The sequence below is a fragment of the Leyella stercorea genome, from assembly GCF_021531355.1.
Lineage (GTDB): Bacteria > Bacteroidota > Bacteroidia > Bacteroidales > Bacteroidaceae > Prevotella.
The window spans coordinates 1-15,944 of sequence record NZ_JADYTS010000011.1 but is presented as its reverse complement, the minus strand read 5'-3'; the positions used below and the strand labels follow the sequence as shown (position 1 = coordinate 15,944).

At 48.2% G+C, this 15,944-nt stretch carries 18 protein-coding genes, 2 tRNA genes and 1 pseudogene; 9 read left to right on the top strand and 12 right to left on the bottom strand.

Annotation, left to right across the window (positions count from 1 at the left end; genetic code table 11):
* The first annotated feature begins 3 nt into the window (after positions 1–3).
* On the top strand, positions 4–1,182 hold the full coding sequence (locus I6E38_RS04500; RefSeq protein ID WP_262912327.1) for an AGE family epimerase/isomerase: 1,179 nt from the start codon (positions 4–6) through the stop codon (positions 1,180–1,182).
* Between the two features lie 223 nt (positions 1,183–1,405).
* Here I6E38_RS04500 and I6E38_RS04495 read toward each other — a convergent pair whose 3' ends face one another.
* From I6E38_RS04495 to nusB, 10 genes are all read right to left on the bottom strand, one after another.
* Complete coding sequence (locus tag I6E38_RS04495; RefSeq protein ID WP_235392891.1) at positions 1,406–2,338, bottom strand: hypothetical protein; 933 nt, start codon at positions 2,336–2,338, stop codon at positions 1,406–1,408.
* A gap of 46 nt (positions 2,339–2,384) precedes the next feature.
* Positions 2,385–2,858, bottom strand: coding sequence for a DUF6108 family protein (locus tag I6E38_RS04490; protein ID WP_235392890.1), 474 nt, complete (start codon positions 2,856–2,858; stop codon positions 2,385–2,387).
* Between the two features lie 30 nt (positions 2,859–2,888).
* Positions 2,889–3,332, bottom strand: coding sequence for a hypothetical protein (locus I6E38_RS04485; RefSeq protein ID WP_235392889.1), 444 nt, complete (start codon positions 3,330–3,332; stop codon positions 2,889–2,891).
* On the bottom strand, positions 3,329–3,829 hold the full coding sequence (locus tag I6E38_RS04480; protein WP_235392888.1) for an RNA polymerase sigma factor: 501 nt from the start codon (positions 3,827–3,829) through the stop codon (positions 3,329–3,331). The genes I6E38_RS04485 and I6E38_RS04480 overlap by 4 nt, the downstream gene beginning before the upstream one ends.
* Positions 3,830–4,010: 181 nt before the next feature.
* Positions 4,011–4,817: a 16S rRNA (adenine(1518)-N(6)/adenine(1519)-N(6))-dimethyltransferase RsmA gene (gene rsmA / locus I6E38_RS04475; RefSeq protein WP_235392925.1), complete on the bottom strand. Its 807-nt coding sequence runs from the start codon at positions 4,815–4,817 to the stop codon at positions 4,011–4,013.
* Positions 4,818–4,819: 2 nt separating this feature from the next.
* The gene (locus I6E38_RS04470) at positions 4,820–5,263 is read right to left on the bottom strand and encodes a DUF5606 family protein (protein WP_235392887.1); all 444 of its coding nucleotides are present in this window, start codon (positions 5,261–5,263) and stop codon (positions 4,820–4,822) included.
* A 92-nt stretch (positions 5,264–5,355) separates the two neighbouring features.
* Entirely contained in the window at positions 5,356–5,928 is a 573-nt protein-coding gene (gene coaE / locus I6E38_RS04465; protein ID WP_235392886.1) for a dephospho-CoA kinase, read from the bottom strand.
* Positions 5,925–6,908 (bottom strand): CdaR family protein, encoded by a 984-nt coding sequence (locus I6E38_RS04460; RefSeq protein ID WP_235392885.1) that lies wholly within the window; start codon positions 6,906–6,908, stop codon positions 5,925–5,927. The genes coaE and I6E38_RS04460 overlap by 4 nt, the downstream gene beginning before the upstream one ends.
* 24 nt (positions 6,909–6,932) lie before the next feature.
* Positions 6,933–7,247, bottom strand: a complete 315-nt coding sequence (gene yajC / locus I6E38_RS04455; protein WP_235392884.1) for a preprotein translocase subunit YajC — start codon at positions 7,245–7,247, stop codon at positions 6,933–6,935.
* Positions 7,248–7,282: 35 nt separating this feature from the next.
* Positions 7,283–8,359, bottom strand: a complete 1,077-nt coding sequence (nusB, locus tag I6E38_RS04450) for a transcription antitermination factor NusB (protein WP_235392883.1) — start codon at positions 8,357–8,359, stop codon at positions 7,283–7,285.
* 266 nt (positions 8,360–8,625) lie between these two features.
* Between nusB and I6E38_RS04445 the strand changes: the two genes are divergently transcribed.
* The 3 genes from I6E38_RS04445 (at position 8,626) to I6E38_RS04435 (ending at position 10,384) form a co-directional block, all read left to right on the top strand.
* Positions 8,626–9,219, top strand: a complete 594-nt coding sequence (locus I6E38_RS04445) for a 50S ribosomal protein L25/general stress protein Ctc (protein ID WP_235392882.1) — start codon at positions 8,626–8,628, stop codon at positions 9,217–9,219.
* A gap of 141 nt (positions 9,220–9,360) precedes the next feature.
* Positions 9,361–9,954 carry an aminoacyl-tRNA hydrolase gene (gene pth / locus I6E38_RS04440; protein WP_235392881.1) on the top strand — a complete coding sequence of 198 codons (594 nt, stop codon included), beginning with the start codon at positions 9,361–9,363 and terminating at the stop codon, positions 9,952–9,954.
* Between the two features lie 4 nt (positions 9,955–9,958).
* Positions 9,959–10,384, top strand: a complete 426-nt coding sequence (locus tag I6E38_RS04435; RefSeq protein ID WP_235392880.1) for an RNA-binding S4 domain-containing protein — start codon at positions 9,959–9,961, stop codon at positions 10,382–10,384.
* A gap of 37 nt (positions 10,385–10,421) precedes the next feature.
* On the opposite strand, the gene I6E38_RS04430 is transcribed toward I6E38_RS04435, so the two are convergent.
* Positions 10,422–11,012 carry a DUF4738 domain-containing protein gene (locus I6E38_RS04430; protein WP_235392879.1) on the bottom strand — a complete coding sequence of 197 codons (591 nt, stop codon included), beginning with the start codon at positions 11,010–11,012 and terminating at the stop codon, positions 10,422–10,424.
* A 69-nt stretch (positions 11,013–11,081) separates the two neighbouring features.
* Here I6E38_RS04430 and I6E38_RS04425 point away from each other — a divergent pair, with 69 nt between their 5' ends.
* Positions 11,082–11,795: a DUF4230 domain-containing protein gene (locus I6E38_RS04425; RefSeq protein WP_235392878.1), complete on the top strand. Its 714-nt coding sequence runs from the start codon at positions 11,082–11,084 to the stop codon at positions 11,793–11,795.
* Positions 11,776–12,426, top strand: coding sequence for a DUF4230 domain-containing protein (locus I6E38_RS04420; protein ID WP_235392877.1), 651 nt, complete (start codon positions 11,776–11,778; stop codon positions 12,424–12,426). Before I6E38_RS04425 ends, I6E38_RS04420 begins: the two co-directional genes overlap by 20 nt.
* Positions 12,427–12,558: 132 nt before the next feature.
* On the opposite strand, the gene I6E38_RS04415 is transcribed toward I6E38_RS04420, so the two are convergent.
* Complete coding sequence (locus I6E38_RS04415; RefSeq protein ID WP_235392876.1) at positions 12,559–15,078, bottom strand: endonuclease MutS2; 2,520 nt, start codon at positions 15,076–15,078, stop codon at positions 12,559–12,561.
* Positions 15,079–15,236: 158 nt separating this feature from the next.
* Here I6E38_RS04415 and I6E38_RS04410 point away from each other — a divergent pair.
* The 3 genes and pseudogenes from I6E38_RS04410 to I6E38_RS04400 all read left to right on the top strand — a co-directional run.
* Positions 15,237–15,321, top strand: a tRNA-Ser gene (locus tag I6E38_RS04410).
* Positions 15,322–15,399: 78 nt separating this feature from the next.
* Positions 15,400–15,484 (top strand) — tRNA-Ser (locus I6E38_RS04405).
* Positions 15,485–15,722: 238 nt separating this feature from the next.
* A pseudogene (locus tag I6E38_RS04400) lies at positions 15,723–15,872 on the top strand (CfxA family class A broad-spectrum beta-lactamase); the annotation flags it as partial.
* Positions 15,873–15,944 lie beyond the last annotated feature (72 nt).

The window sequence follows — 15,944 nt, the reverse complement described above, 5'->3', positions numbered from 1 at the left end:
ATTATGACTACAATTAAACAAGAGATGCACGAGTGTCTCACAAACAATATACTACACTTCTGGCTCGACCGCATGGTTGACAATGAACAAGGCGGTTTTTACGGACGCATTGACGGCAACGACCATGTCGTGGCTGATGCCGAAAAGGGTGCCATCCTCAATTCACGCATCCTTTGGGCGTTCGCTGCTGCCTATCGTGTCTTGGGCGACCATCGCTATCTGGATGCTGCGCTCCGTGCCAAGGAATATATCCTCAACCACTTCATAGACAAAGAATATGGCGGTGTGTACTGGAGTCTTAACGCTGACGGAACTCCGAAAGACACAAAGAAACAATCATACGCTATCGGCTTCACCATATACGGAATGTCCGAGCTGGCACGTGCCACGGGCGACAAGGAAGCGCTCAACTGTGCCCTCTCGCTCTATAACAGCATTGAGGAGCATGCTTTCGACGCAAAGAACAACGGATATATAGAGGCTCTCACACGCGACTGGCAGCCTATTGCCGACATGCGTTTGTCTGATAAGGACGAGAATGGCTCACGCACAATGAACACTCATCTGCACATCATCGAGCCTTACACCAATCTCTATCGTGCATGCCCGTCGGCTGAGCTTAAGGAGCGTCTTGTTAATCTTCTGCATATCTTCACCGACAAACTCCTCAACAAGCAGACTCACCACCTCGACCTCTTCTTCAACGATGAGTGGCTGGGACGCAGAAACATCGAGAGTTTCGGACACGACATCGAGGCTTCATGGCTGCTACACGAGACGGCTCTCGTTCTTGGCGACAAGGATATTCTTAAATGGATAGAACCTGTAGTGAAGGATGTTGCGGTAGCTGCCGACGAGGGGCTGCTGCCAGATGGCTCGATGGTATACGAGCGTTGGAAAGACACCGATCGTACCGACCGTTCACTACAGTGGTGGGTGCAGTGCGAGAATGTAATTGGTCATGTAAATCTGTGGCAGCACTTCGCTACAGAGGAGGATTTCAACATAGCTGCCCGCTGCTGGGACTATATCAAGACACGCCTCATAGACCAGAAGAACGGCGAGTGGTACTGGAGCATCAATGAAGACGGCTCAATCAACCGTAACGATGACAAGGCTGGCTTCTGGAAATGTCCTTATCACAACACTCGTATGTGTTTGGAGATAATGGAAAGAATGTAAGAATAATGTTATTACTTGCAAATAAAGTGGAAGCAATAGTGATATAATTGCTGTAACTTTGCAATCGTAAATAATGAAAAAGAGAAGACAGATAGTTATAGAACTATAAATTATTGTTTTAGGATTATTATTAGTCAATTAAGGTAAATAGGTTAGATTTTGTAGTAGTTGAAAAAAAAGTCCCCGTCACTTGTGCAAGTGGCGGGGACTTTACGTCTAAATCTTACAACCTCAGTCCTACTCCAACGGTGAATGGATGCCATTCGGGAGCATACTTAGTATGCAAAAGCGGAGTGAGCGATGTGCGTGCATAAAGCATCAAGAAGCCATATCCAAGACGTGCCTCAAGATTTATGCCTACAGGATTCATGTTGACATCTCTTGTCAGCGTATGTCTCTTGCCGAGCTTATAGCGTGAACGCTCCTTTGCACGAAACTCTATGGATGGGCCGAAAGCTGCATAGACGTCTTCAGAACCGATGCGGTTGGACCATTCCAGCATTATCGGAATGCGGACGGCCCAATAGCTTAGGTAGCTTTTAGACGGACGCTCGCCATTCTCATCATCTCCAACGGCGAAAGGCTTAAAGCTTGTTATACCGTCAACGGTAGTAAGCATATAGTCGGTCTTAAAGTGATGGCTGACAAAAGCCAACGACATAGCAGCCGTCACTGCCCACGAACTGCTGCTTATAGGACACTCGAACGTACAACCTGTAAATCCCCATTCACCCGACTTGCTGTCGCGCATTTCCTTACCTTCCGACTTGACACCAAATGCCGAGCCTGCGAGCATGTTGCCACCATAGAAGAAAAACGGATAATGGCTATACTCCTGATTGCGACGCTTGTATGTCTTTCTGGGGATAAAGGGCGACGTGATATACACCTGCTCCACCTCCTGTCCGTCGACAAACTCGGTCTCTCTGACCTTCTTCATCTCCGTGCCGCACTTCTTGTACACACTTACATTCGTACGTTCACCATTTTGAGATATGGCAAACTTCTGACTGTTGAATACAAAAGTTGTGTCGTACGTGTTAGACACTGTGGCTGACTGCTGGGTGTATGTTGTGTCTTGCGCTGTGGTTGCCTCCTGTGCTAAAGCTATGGCTGGCATGAAGGTTGCCGCCAATACCAATGTTCTGATATTCATAATATACGTTTTTTAAATTTCCAAATATTTCTATTTATATTTCTTGCTATCTCTTAGTATAGCATATCGACATTATGTCGTCCGGCGACAAATCGCCTTCGATGTATATCACAGCCCCTTTGCCTCGGTCGGTATGGCTAAAGAGAATATATCTATTGTTGCCTGACGGCAGTGGTGCCATCATATAATAGCCACTTGCTATTCGTCCGTCGTCCACTACCTCACGAATCTTCTTAGCAGCCCGGCGATCGGTCTTCAGGATGTTGTTGATGCTTGCTGCATATTTGTTATTATATGTAAGGCTCTTGTATATGGCCAGTTGATAGCCTCGGAGCTTGGTGTTATGCATCACCACCATTTTGCAACCCTTCGAATGACCGTACTGCTGGAATATGCCATTAACGGCAAGTCCATCCTGTGCGTGGCACGGAAGCATAACGCACAACGTCATGACAAACAGAAGACCCATCCTGGCTGCAATCAGCGGAGGTTTGCATATGATATCAAATAGTTTATGCATAATGTAAATGGTTTTAATTGTTGTCAAATGTTATTGCATCAGGTCGAGTGCGCTGAACGGATCGTCGTTCTCTGCCGAGACAGTCTGTAGTGCGTCATCCACCTGCTCGTTTATCACTTCTTGGTTGGTATATACCTTTCCGTCTATGACAGCATAGTTTTGCGGTTCCGGGGCGAAAGCTTTGTTCATCGACGGCACAAGCATCACTATGACAATAGCTACAGCAGCCACAGCTGACGAAATCCATATGCGGGGTCGATGCATGGCTCGCTGCAAAGTGGTGCTGCGCTGTTCATCCACAAAACAAAACAAAGCTCGCAGCGGTCGCCACTCTTCAGGTATGTCGTCTCCGGCAAGCCGAAACCACGTGCGCAGCATAGCCTCTTCCTCGTTAGTGGTATCTCCCGACATATATCTGTCGATAAGCAACCGAATGTCGGTTCCGTGCAATTTTGGCTTTATGTCTTTTATCATGTTCCGATTCCTTTCATCATTATTTTAATGTAAGTCTCGCGTATCTTGATTCGTGCTCTTGAGAGGTTTCGCCTGAGATTATCAGCAGTGCACCCCGTTATCAGCAGTATCTCGTCAGCGGTATAGCCTTCTATCTCCTTCATGCGGAATATCTGCTGTTGCAGAGGTGGCAACTGTGCAACGATGTCGCGGATTAACCTTGTCTCGTCACGGAGTTCCGCCCGCCGGTCATCCACAGCTATGTCCACATTGTCGGGCATCGCTGCTGTATGGCTCTCGTGTCGCTGTTGGTCAAGATACAGATTGTGAATCATTGTCATGGCAAGCGACTTGAGCCGCCCTCCAGAATCGAGCCTTGAACGCTTGTCCCAAAGGCGCAACATCACCTCCTGCACAAGGTCCTCGGCATTGTCCTCTGACTTTGTGACACTCAGCGCATAGCCTAACAGCTCGTCGCGCATGGGCAGGATGATATGGTTAAATTCGCTTGGTTTCATTTCTCTTACATAGATATAACGTATGAAACGAAAAAATCGGACATGCTATTCAAGATTTTTATTAGGATATTTCTCTCCTATTTCCCTATAAACAAAAAAAGGCTTTACATTAGATTGTAGAGAACTTGGTTCTCGTTACATCTAATGTAAAGCCTTTTATCTTAAAACTCGAAATTCTAAATTACAATGTCTTTCCGATTTTTTGTGCTTCTTCTGCCACCATATTAGTAAGCTCCACAAACTGCTGCACTGAGAGTTGTTCGGGACGCTTGGTCATGATGTCTTGAGCATAGAATTCGGGCGATGCAGAGCCACCGAATATCTGGCGCAATGATACACGCAGCATCTTACGGCGCTGATTGAACACAGTCTTCACCACGCGCTTGAACAAACGCTCGTCGCATCCTAAATCCATCACCTCATTGCGTGTCATGCGTATTACGGCACTCTTCACCTTTGGAGGCGGATTGAATACTGTCTCGTCGACGGTGAAGAGATACTCCACGTCGTACCATGCCTGAATCAGTACCGACAATATGCCGTAGGCCTTGTTGCCCGGAGCCGATGCTATACGCAGAGCCACCTCGCGCTGTATCATACCCGTACAGCAAGGTATCAGCTCCTTATAGTCAAGCATCTTGAAGAATATCTGCGACGAAATGTCGTAGGGGTAGTTGCCGGTGAGCACAAACTGTTTGCCGTCGAAAATCTCGTTGAGATCCATGCGCAGGAAGTCCTGGCCAATGATGTTCTCACGAAGTTTCGGAAACTTCTCGTTGAGATAAGCCACCGACTCCTTGTCTATCTCTACCGCCTTTACGGGACGAGGCTTGGTGACAAGAAACTGCGTCATGACACCCATGCCGGGACCTATCTCAAGCACCGGTATGTCGGGACAAGCATCTACCGTGTCGGCAATAGCCTTGGCTATGCCAAGATCAGTAAGGAAGTGCTGTCCGAGATTTTTCTTTGGTCTTACGGATTTTATCATTATTCGGCCTCCTGACGGTCGTCTACATTATCACCTTCTGTAGGAGCGAGTGCTGCCTCGAAATCGGTGATGCCGTTGTTGACGAGGATGTTATACCACTGGATGAGCTTCTTGATGTCTGAATCGTGAACACGGTCGCGATCGTATGCAGGCAAAACCTCAGCAAAGAAAGCGTGCAACTCGTCGGCTGAACACTTCTTGTAGTTGAGCGAGCACTCCTTCGACTGCTCCTTCTCGCCAAGATTCTTGAGCACCTGCCACAATGGGATGTCCTCAGCGTCGGTGTACATTGCGATGTCGGCAAGCGATGTAACACGGTCGGAAGCGAATGCCGGCATGCGACGGTGAGTAGCGTCGATAGCCTCAACGATGAGGTTACGGTTGCCACGATTGACGAGTTTGTAAAGTCCTGGTTTACCTGCTATTGAAAGAATTGTTTCCATTTTCTTTATTTGTTTATTTATTGGTTATTAATTATTATTCGGGCAACTGGAATTGCACCGATATACATTCTTATATTAAATAATTACAATTATTATTCGGCTGGTTGGAATTGCTGGAGCATACGGTCTATCTGATGCTGCAAATCGCTCACCCCGTCATTCGTTATGACGAAGTCGCTGCGCTGCTCTACTTCCTCCTGCGACATCTGTGCGTCAATCCATTCGGCTGCACGCTCGGCCGATATGGAGTCGCGCTGCATGATTCGCTGTATGCGCACATCGCGTGGTGCAGTAACACATACAATATGGTCAAAATGCACACGGCGGTCGAATCCGCTTTCGAAGAGTATGGCACTCTCAAGCCATTCCATTCCCGAAGCATCATAATCGGCTGCTACAGCGGGATGCACCACATTGTTGAGAGCCTGCTTGTTGGCTTCGCTTGTGAGCAGAAACTCTGCCAGCACCCGTTTCTGAAGCACTCCATCAGCAGAATACACATCCTCGCCAACAAGTTCCTTCAGCTGTCGCTGCAAACAATCTGACGTTCGCATAAGGCGTTTGGCGGCTGCATCACAGTCGTATATCTTGATGCCACGCTGCTCAAGCATTCGGCACACATAGCTCTTGCCCGAACCTATGCCTCCTGTTATTGCTATTCTCATTGCTGTTCGATTAGATAATCCACCTGAGATATTGACAGTTTGGCGCTACGCACGCTGTGCGGACTCGCCTTCAGGTATATGTTGCACTTGTCAGACGGATGCTCCATCAGTTCGTTATAGTCAACAACGACCTGGAACTGGTCGGCTGTGATATTGCGGAACATGCTCGCTCCTACAATGAAGTTCACCTTGACGCGCGACGGGAATGTGCGCAGCACCTTGCCCTCAGGCATATTGATTGAGCCTACCGGCACATCAATGCTCTCCTCGGTCATGATGTCGGGATAGAGACCGATACGCACACGGTCTGGCACCATCTTCACGCCCTTTATCTTCTCAAGCGCTACGGTCTGAATGACAGTGTCGCCGAAGTTTACTATATTAATAGGTACTGTCTTGACAAAGCGCAGCGAGTCGAGTACGCGCTTGCTTGCATACACCGTAATCTGGTCGGGCCAAAAGCGTGTACGTGCCAGATAGTACGACTTGCCCGGCACTACATAGCCAGCCATGCGCACCGGCAACTGCTTTGACACGCCATAATTGAAGTAGAAGTCGAGCCGGTCGGGTTTCACCTGTATGATTTTCGATTGTGCCATGAATCGCTGGCTAAGCATCTTTAGCAAGTCGGATGCCGGCACATACCCATAACCCGTCTGACGATTGGCATATACAGAAAAGTTTACAGACACCGGTTGTATCATGTCGCCATACATATATGTGGCAAGAGTGAATCCCTTGTCGCGTACTGTGACACGCACTGTATCCTCCATTTCGGTGGTGAGCACTACATTCTTGGGCACATTCACCAGCCTTACCGGCACTTTTATTTCCTGTTCATATGTTTCGTTCAATGCCATCATGAGCCAGAAAATACTGCTCAAGAACAGAAAGAACAAAAAAATCAGAAACTCCTTGTTCACTGAACTGAACAAGAAGTTCCTGACAACCTTGAATATTTGCGTCAAACGATATTTCATCTGGCAAACCTTCCGTATGTTTTATTACTTCTGTACTGACTGTGCGTTATCAGCGAAAACACCAGTCTTGTCTACTGTGATGACTACACCACGTGCAATCTCCACCTCAACAGTGCCAGCTGCCAAGTCTACACGGCGTACAGTGCCATGTATGCTTCCGCCAAGGAGCACCTTGTCGTTCTCCTTGAGAGCGTTCTGGAACTCACGAATCTTCTTCTGCTGTTTCTGCTGCGGACGGATCATGAAGAAATACATGATAGCAAAGATTGCCACCATCATTATAATCATTCCCATTCCACCACCTTGCGCTGCCTGAGCAGCGAGTACGATTGTATTCATTGTCAATATTATTATGTATTATTAAACTTCAAAAATTAAAACTCCTGCTCGTCGGTATTGGCTTCTTCCTCCAGCTGTGCAGCATAGCGTGTGCGCAATACTTCACCATCCTCAAGGGCCTGCTGAGCACGGTTGAGACGCGGTGTTGACTGGCGACGTGGAGCCGGACGACGCTGCGGGCGGTCCTCGATGGTCTTCATCAGCTTGCCAGTAGCAACGAGGTAGCGTGCTATTGAGTCGAGCATACCATTGATGTATCCTCCCGACTTAGGTGTAGAGTACAACTTTGCGAGGTCTACATACTCGTTGATGGTCACACTGATAGGTATGTTGGGGAACGTGAGCATCTCGGCAATGGCAATCTGCATAATCACCACATCCATGTATGCCAAACGTGAGAAGTCCCAGTTGCGCGATGTTTCACTCATATAGCGCTGATACTGGTCGGCATTGAGAATAGTGGCACGGAACAGCTTCATTGCAAAATCCTTGTCTTCCTGGTCCTTGTATTCGGGCAGAAGGTCCTGCTTCGACTTGTTCTTCGGGTCAAAACGCTTGATGGTCTTAAGCACGAATGTATCAACCACCTCCTTGTCATCGTTCCAGTAAAGGCTCTGCTCCTCAAGCAGCTGGTCGAGAGTCTCGTTCTCCTGTATGAGCTGACGATAAAGCTTGCGCCACAACTCACGGTCGGCCTCATACGAGTCGTCGGTGTCGGCAATATAATCGGCATATGCCTGGCTCTGTTCTATCTGGTTGCAGAGCGAGCGTACAAACTCCAGACTGTCAGCCCACGACTGCTTTTGTGTCTCAGCAAAATCGAGCAACTGACGATTCTCCTCAAGCTGTACTGCAAACTTATTGTATGCGAATTTTTGCGACGGCATTTCTCCACCCTCACGTACTGCACGTTGGGTTGCCACCTCAACACGGCGGCGCTCTTCTTGAGTCACTGCCACGATAAGCTCCAAGAGGTAGTTGTACAGATCGTAAGCCTTCGAAAGACTGAACAACAGTTCCTTCTCTGCGCTGTCCATGAGTTTGTTGCCGTTCTGATAGTAAGCGTAGGTTAACTGGACTATCTTGATTCTTATTAATTCGCGATTAATCATCTCTTTGATATTATATATAATGTATCTCTAATGTTTCTGTTTGTTTTTCGCTTTGCAAAAATAGACAAAATTGGATGAACTACCAAGAAAAACGGTAATAATTATACATTTTAAGGATAAACTTTGCTCATTTCAGATAAAAGATGTACCTTTGCACCGCTTTTTTGAGCACATCTATACAGAAAATAATTAAAAAATTCTCGTGTGATGGCGAATTAAGGCATAAATCACATTATTTATTAAACTTAATTTAGAGTAACACAATTATGAAAGAGATTAACGTTACAGGTCAGAAGCGTGAGGCCCTTGGAAAGAAAGCTTCTAAAACATTGCGCAAGGAAGGTCTTGTACCTTGCAACCTCTATGGTTTGGCAGAGCAGGACGGCAAGCCCGTTGCTAAGTCATTCGCTATCGCTATGACAGAGCTCCGCAAGATCATCTACACTCCGCACATCTATGTTATCAACCTCAACATCGACGGCGAGTCACACACAGCTATCCTCAAGGAGATTCAGTTCCACCCGGTAACAGACGCAGTTCTGCACGTAGACTTCCTCGAGGTTAACGATCAGAAGCCTATCACAATCGGTATTCCTGTTAAGCTCACAGGTCTTGCACAGGGTGTACGTGACGGTGGCCGCATGAACCTCTCTATCCGTAAGATTGAGGTTACAGCTCCCTACCAGCAGATTCCTGAGCACCTTGACATCGACGTTACTGCCCTTAAGATTGGCAAGAGCATCAAGGTTGGTGAGTTGAGCTTCGAGGGTCTGGAGATCGCTACAGGCAAGGATGTCATCGTATGCTCTATCAAGATGACACGTGCCGCTATGTCTGCTGCTGCTAACGCACAGGCTTAATCAATATAGCACATTAGCACATTTAATAGAAAAAAGGAAAGCGCACGCGTCATTACGACGAGTGCGCTTTTTTGTTTCAACATGTCGATTCTATTGAGACATCAGTTAATCATTTATCATTAACAATTAATCATTAAAGAAGTGGACAAATACTTGATAGTGGGTCTTGGCAATCCCGGACGCGAATATGAGATGACTCGTCACAACACCGGATTTATGGTAGTAGACGAGCTGGCCGACAAACTTGGCGCAACGTTCGAAGACAAGCGTTACGGTTTTGTGGCCGAGATATCAATTAAGGGACGCAAGGTGTTCATACTGAAACCTACAACATACATGAACCTCAGCGGCAACGCTGTGCGCTACTGGCTTCAGAAGGAGAATATCGACCAGAGCCGTTTGCTTGTCATCGTCGACGACCTCTCCATTCCGCTTGGCGACTTCCGCCTGAAGGGCAACGGATCTAACGGTGGCCACAACGGACTGGGCAACATACAGCAGCTCATCGGACAGCAATATGCACGTCTGCGTATGGGCATAGGTGCCGACTTCCAGCAAGGACAGCAGGTAGACTGGGTACTCGGCAGATACGATGACGAGGACATGAAGACTCTGCAGCCCTCAATCGACATGGCGGTAGAGATAATAAAGAGTTTCGTGCTTGCCGGACTGAACATCACAATGAACCAGTTCAACAAATTTGGAAAGAAATCAAAGCAAACCAATCAGCAATAATCACATGTCAGAAACAGCACGCATAGACAAATGGCTATGGGCAGCGCGCATATTCAAGACGCGCTCTATCGCTGCCGACGCCTGCAAGAACAGCCGCGTTACGATAGGCGGACAGAACGTTAAGCCAAGTCATACGATAAAGGCAGGCGAAGTGGTGAGTGTAAAAAAATCGCCTATCACCTACTCGTTTCGTGTTCTCAAGACGATAGAACAGCGCGTAGGTGCCAAGCTGATACCCGAAGTGTACGAGAATGTGACCGACCCCAAGCAGTACGAACTGCTTGAGATGAGTCGTATAAGCGGATTTGTAGACCGTGCACGTGGCACTGGCCGCCCCACCAAGAAGGAGCGACGTGCCCTTGATGCATTTGTCGACCCAGCCATGTTCGGCTTCGACGACATCGACGACGATATCGAAGGCGACGAATAAACAATCAGCCAAACCAACTACGACGAACAGACGGCTATTATACGCCGTCCTCGTCGTCAGCCTCATCTACAACATCGCTGGCCGTATCGAGCTGAGTGTCCTTGGCTATGTTCACAGTTCCTCCCCGCGAAATGGTAAGCACAAGCGGCACATACTCATCACTCATCTTATCTGGCGAACCAACACTTGCTGCAAATATCAACGAACCACCGTCGGCGCGGTCGAATACAATGCCAAGCAAAGCACCATCGGCATTGTCACCGTCAACATATTTTGCAAAATCGGTCTTTGAGAATGTACGACTGAAGAAAGCCGTACCGTCAGGCCGGCTTATAGTTAGCGTTATACGATTGTCGTAGTAGCGGTTGCCTTGCTCGTCTACGGCCTGCGGAAGCGATGTGTCGGGCTTGCGCTCTGCCACAACCTTATAAGTTCCGCCGAGCCACTCCACGTCGCGCACTTGGCGATATTCGTCCATCTTCTGCACACCTTTCTTAGGCTTAGGAGTTGGTTTCTTCACAATGATATCTGTTGTGCGAGGTTTTTCCTTGCACGATACAACCACGCCAAGCGACATGGCCGCCCACGCTACTATAAAAAAACTCTTGAATAATGTCCGTGTCTTCATAATGACGACAAAGTTAATGCAAATCGAAGACAATACAAAATGAATTCGGTCATTTTTAAATAATAAGCTATGAGAACAGCAATAACCACACTTACACTTGTCGCCCTCACGCTTCTCGCATCTTGCTCAGGCAAAAACGACAAGCCGACGACCACAGCCGACACTATTGCCACAGCACGTGTCGACACAACACGATTGATGGTGATGCAGATACAACGATGCTCACGTCTGTACACCACCGAGTATCGCATACACAAGGTCATAACCCACGACGACCAAGTGAAGATGAAGGGCCGCGTACTCAGCCACGACTACGACATCAACCTGCCGTTGGGCAAACGCAAGATAGCCATCCCCGTCGATGCTACCGTAAAAGCCTACATCGACTTTGCAGGTTTCTCAGATGCCAATGTACGCCGCGACTCTACACATATTGAGATTGTTCTGCCCGAACCTCGCATCGTGCTGACATCGTCACGTATCGACCACAACGGCATACGCGAATATGTAGCTCTGACCCGACGTAACTTCTCCGACGAGGAACTCTCGGCCTACGAACGACAAGGACGCGATGCCATAATAGCCGATGTAGCCAACACTGACATTATGGAGAATGCCCGCATCGGAGCCGCCAACGTACTCATACCGATGATAGAGCAGATGGGATTCAGCCCTGAGAACATCACCATCTCGTTCAGCCGCGACTACAAGCCACGCGACATAATGAAACTAATAGACCGTTCAACCATTGAAAACAAGCAAAATGCGAAAGTCAGAAAATAGCCCCATACGCCCCAAAGAGACGTTCTTCGGATTTTGGTTGAAGTCAACCGCCGTTAAGATTGCATTTGTTGCAATACTTATTGTGTGCGCCATCGTCGTGGCACGCCACTACATGAAGAAGACGGTCGACACCTCTACCCCACTTCAGATTGTCACCGATCAGAGCATTGACATCACTCCGTCGCAGATACGCTCAATAGAACAGATTGGCAAATGGTCGTTTCTGGAAGTCAGCGACGAGGAAATCGTTGACACGATACGCCGCGGATTCTTCTCCGACGACGAACTGGTGCGCATATATTACGGCACCCTACGCCTTGGCGTTGATACGCGTCAGGCTCACGAAGGCTGGATAGCCATGCGTGGCGACACGCTTTGTGCCACATTGCCACCCGTAAAACTCCTCGACAACGACTTTATCGACGAGACACGTACCCGCTCGTTTATCGAAACCGGCAAGTGGAGCCATCAGGACCGCAAGCTGATGTACAATCGTGCCGACGCTATGATGCGCCGACGCTGCCTCACCCGACAGAATTATCAGACTGCACAGCAGAACGCCAAAACCCAGTTTGAAAACCTGCTACGCTCTATGGGATTTGAATACGTAAAGATTGAATTTGAGAAATAAAACCCTACACAAGGCTATGACATCCTCGCCTTAGCCACAACAGGTGGACAATCATATACGACAATAGAGACAATCATTGACAACAAGCTATACACTTGTCAAGGATTGTCTCTATTGTCGTTTTTTATATCCTTAGAAATCCACCACAGTAATACCCGCACCGCCAAACTGCACATGCTCGTCCTTGCAGCTTGTCACATTAGGCACCGACTGCAAGTACTGACGTATGAGCTGACGCAGAATACCGTTGCCCTTGCCGTGCAGAATACGCACACGCGACATTCCTACAAGTATCGCGTCGTCGATGAAGTGCTGCACAGCGTTCAGAGCTTCGTCTCCACGCATGCCACGCACGTCGAGATCCTGATGGAAGTTAAGCTTGTGCGAATCGATAGTCTGTCGTGTCTCACGACTGATGGCAAATGTTGCCGGCTGTGTCGACTCGGGCTTCTTGACGGTATGCTCAAGTCGCGACGTCTTCACCTTCGTTCTCACGTCGCCAAACACCACTGTAGCCTCCTTGCCCTGCACCGTCTCCACAGTGCCCACAGTGGTAAGACCACGCATACGTACCGTGTCGCCCACAGCAAACGTCTGCTGCTCGGCACTGGCTGTAGGCGTTGGCAGTTTGGTTCCGATAGAAGTTGGTTTGCCGGCGTTCTCCTTCTTCTCCTTCTTGCGCTTCTCGCGACGTTCCTTGCGCTCCATTATCTGGCGCATCTTCTTCTCAATGAGGTCATCGGCCGACTTAGTGTCAATCTCGCTGACATCCTCCTTGAAGGCGTTCAGCTCTTCACGCAGACGCTTCGTCTCCTCCTTCTCAGCCTGACACTCGCGTATCTCGCGTATAGTATTCTCAATATTGCGGTTGCTCTCCTTGAGCAGTTCCTGCGCTTGCTCCTTGGCCTGCCGCAATATATCCTTGCGTTTTTGCGCAAGTTCCTTTATCTCTTCTTCATACTTGGCGATAGTCTTCTCCAGGTCTTTCTCGCGCTGGTGCACATTCTGTCGTTTGTTCTCCCAGTAGCGTTTGTCGCGTACTATGTCCTGCAGATACTTGTCGCTCTGTATGTAGTCCGACCCAACGATGGCGCTCGCCTCGCGTATCACCTCATCGGGAATGCCCGTCTTGCGCGCAATCTCAATGGCAAACGACGAACCTGGCTGACCGATGGCCAGCTGAAACAGCGGTCGCATCTCGTGGCGGTCGTACAGCATGGCACCGTTGGCAATGCCGTCGTGCGAATCGGCATAATGCTTCAGATTCTGATAGTGGGTGGTTATAACGCCCCACGCATGCTTCTTCACAAACTGGTTGAGCACAGCCTCAGCCATGGCACCTCCAATCTGAGGCTCAGTGCCCGTACCAAACTCGTCGATAAGCAGCAGCGTTGCCTCGCCTGCCCTACGCATCATGTTCTTCATATTGAGCAAGTGCGAAGAATAGGTAGAAAGGTCGTTCTCAATACTCTGCTCGTCGCCTATGTCTATCATTATGTCTTCGAACACACCCACCTTCGAACGCTCGCTCACGGGTATCGACAGTCCGCACTGCAACATATACTGCAGCAGTCCTACAGTCTTCAGACACACCGATTTACCTCCGGCATTCGGACCCGAGATGATGAGTATATGGCGGTCGCTCGTAAGCATTATGTCGAGCGGAACGATAGGCTTGTCCTGCTTCTTCAGTGCAAGCCACAGCAGCGGATGGCGTGCCGTTATCCAGTCGATAACCGGACCGGCATTGACATCAGGCTCAATGGCATTGGTGAGACGTGCAAATTCTGCACGAGCACGAATGAAGTCTATCTCCGCCAGAAGTTGATAGGCGTATATAATGTCATCTACATGCGGACGCACAAGCTTCGAGAACTCCGTAAGTATTACGATTATCTCGCGACGCTCGTCGGCCTCCAACTCACGTATACGGTTGTTCGCCTCAACCACTTCGGTTGGCTCAATAAACACAGTCTTACCCGTCGACGACTCATCATGCACAATACCCTTGATTCGGCGTTTCATAGCTGGCGCCACGGGCACAACAAGTCTTCCGTCGCGCAGCGTAGGTGTCACGTCCTTCTCTACAAGGCCCTCACTCTGCGCAGCATGCAGTATACTATATAATGTACGCGAGACGCTGCCCTCAGCCTTACGCAACTGCGAACGTATTTCAGCCAGACGTGGCGATGCCGTATCCTTAATCTTGCCATACTTGTCCAAAATCTGGTCTATACGGCGTATGAGGTCGGGAAAGGTCATCACATCCTCGGTCAGGGCATGAAGCGTAGGATAGTCGTAGTTGCCGTCGTCGTCGCTACGGTTCAGAAACTTCACTATACCCGATATCGTCTCCAGCGAACGGCGCAAGTCGAATATCTCATTCTCCTCAAGATGCGTGCCCTCGATGCGTATTCGCTTTATCGAAGCGCGCATGTCAAAAAAGAACTGAAGCGGGAAGTCGTCGGCTTCTTCCTGCATACGGCGGAACTCGCGGGTCTGCGACAGGGCTGTATTGATGCGTTCGGCATCGCTCGTGAAAGCCATGTCGTCCACCTTGTCCTTACCAAGCTGGCTCAGACAGTAGCCCTTCAGCAACGAACGAATTTCGTTGAACTGTATCTTATTTTCAAAATTATCAGGATAAATCATGGTGCAAAGTTACTTTTTTTTTGTTGTTTGGTAAAAAAAGTGCCAATTAATTTGCAGAACAAAAAAAAAGCGCTACCTTTGCACCCGCAAATGAGCAAGACGACAGAATGAGTCGCAGCATGTAGCAAGACTACATCTACCGGATTCCAGCACCCCATGGAGAGATGGCAGAGTGGTCGAATGCACCGGTCTTGAAAACCGGCGTACTGAGAGGTACCGGGGGTTCGAATCCCTCTCTCTCCGCTATATGTAGTAAAGCTATGAGTTCCGAACATTCCGGAGCCTTGCTTATTTCAACTCGACCAACCATACGCACCCTATGGAGAGATGGCAGAGTGGTCGAATGCACCGGTCTTGAAAACCGGCGTACTGAGAGGTACCGGGGGTTCGAATCCCTCTCTCTCCGCAATAAACGCTGAAAATCAGCAAATTATAAAACAAACACCCAATTTTACACCCAAGAATGTAAAGTTGGGTGTTTTTATTTTATTTAAGACGAATCATATTCGCTCGGAAAATAATTTGATAAAAAACAGAACAAACGAAAAAAACAACCAATTCATTTTCCGTAAGATTTCGTATCTTTGCAGTAAATAATAAATCAGGGTCTGTCATGATAATATATAATGTTTAAAAATCGTAGTATGAAAAAAAGTAGAAGAAAACGCCTTGTAATTTTGTGTATAGCTTTAGTTTGTATCATAGTTTTAGTTTTTTTATTGTTCTCTAAATCAACTTCTAATAATAGTACAAATCCACCTTTGACAGATGTTTTGACTGATAGCATTTCTCGGGGCTCAGTGGAAATTTAGTGGGGATAAGCATAAATCTTTGCAAGTCGATACAGAAAGAACTTTTCATCAACG

Coding starts and splice junctions, on each gene's coding strand:
- I6E38_RS04500 (WP_262912327.1), top strand. CDS start 4: ATGACTACAATTAAACAAGAGATGCACGAGTGTCTCACAAACAATATA.
- I6E38_RS04495 (WP_235392891.1), bottom strand. CDS start 2,338: ATGAATATCAGAACATTGGTATTGGCGGCAACCTTCATGCCAGCCATA.
- I6E38_RS04490 (WP_235392890.1), bottom strand. CDS start 2,858: ATGCATAAACTATTTGATATCATATGCAAACCTCCGCTGATTGCAGCC.
- I6E38_RS04485 (WP_235392889.1), bottom strand. CDS start 3,332: ATGATAAAAGACATAAAGCCAAAATTGCACGGAACCGACATTCGGTTG.
- I6E38_RS04480 (WP_235392888.1), bottom strand. CDS start 3,829: ATGAAACCAAGCGAATTTAACCATATCATCCTGCCCATGCGCGACGAG.
- I6E38_RS04470 (WP_235392887.1), bottom strand. CDS start 5,263: ATGGAAACAATTCTTTCAATAGCAGGTAAACCAGGACTTTACAAACTC.
- coaE (WP_235392886.1), bottom strand. CDS start 5,928: ATGAGAATAGCAATAACAGGAGGCATAGGTTCGGGCAAGAGCTATGTG.
- I6E38_RS04460 (WP_235392885.1), bottom strand. CDS start 6,908: ATGAAATATCGTTTGACGCAAATATTCAAGGTTGTCAGGAACTTCTTG.
- yajC (WP_235392884.1), bottom strand. CDS start 7,247: ATGAATACAATCGTACTCGCTGCTCAGGCAGCGCAAGGTGGTGGAATG.
- nusB (WP_235392883.1), bottom strand. CDS start 8,359: ATGATTAATCGCGAATTAATAAGAATCAAGATAGTCCAGTTAACCTAC.
- I6E38_RS04445 (WP_235392882.1), top strand. CDS start 8,626: ATGAAAGAGATTAACGTTACAGGTCAGAAGCGTGAGGCCCTTGGAAAG.
- I6E38_RS04435 (WP_235392880.1), top strand. CDS start 9,959: ATGTCAGAAACAGCACGCATAGACAAATGGCTATGGGCAGCGCGCATA.
- I6E38_RS04430 (WP_235392879.1), bottom strand. CDS start 11,012: ATGAAGACACGGACATTATTCAAGAGTTTTTTTATAGTAGCGTGGGCG.
- I6E38_RS04425 (WP_235392878.1), top strand. CDS start 11,082: ATGAGAACAGCAATAACCACACTTACACTTGTCGCCCTCACGCTTCTC.
- I6E38_RS04420 (WP_235392877.1), top strand. CDS start 11,776: ATGCGAAAGTCAGAAAATAGCCCCATACGCCCCAAAGAGACGTTCTTC.
- I6E38_RS04415 (WP_235392876.1), bottom strand. CDS start 15,078: ATGATTTATCCTGATAATTTTGAAAATAAGATACAGTTCAACGAAATT.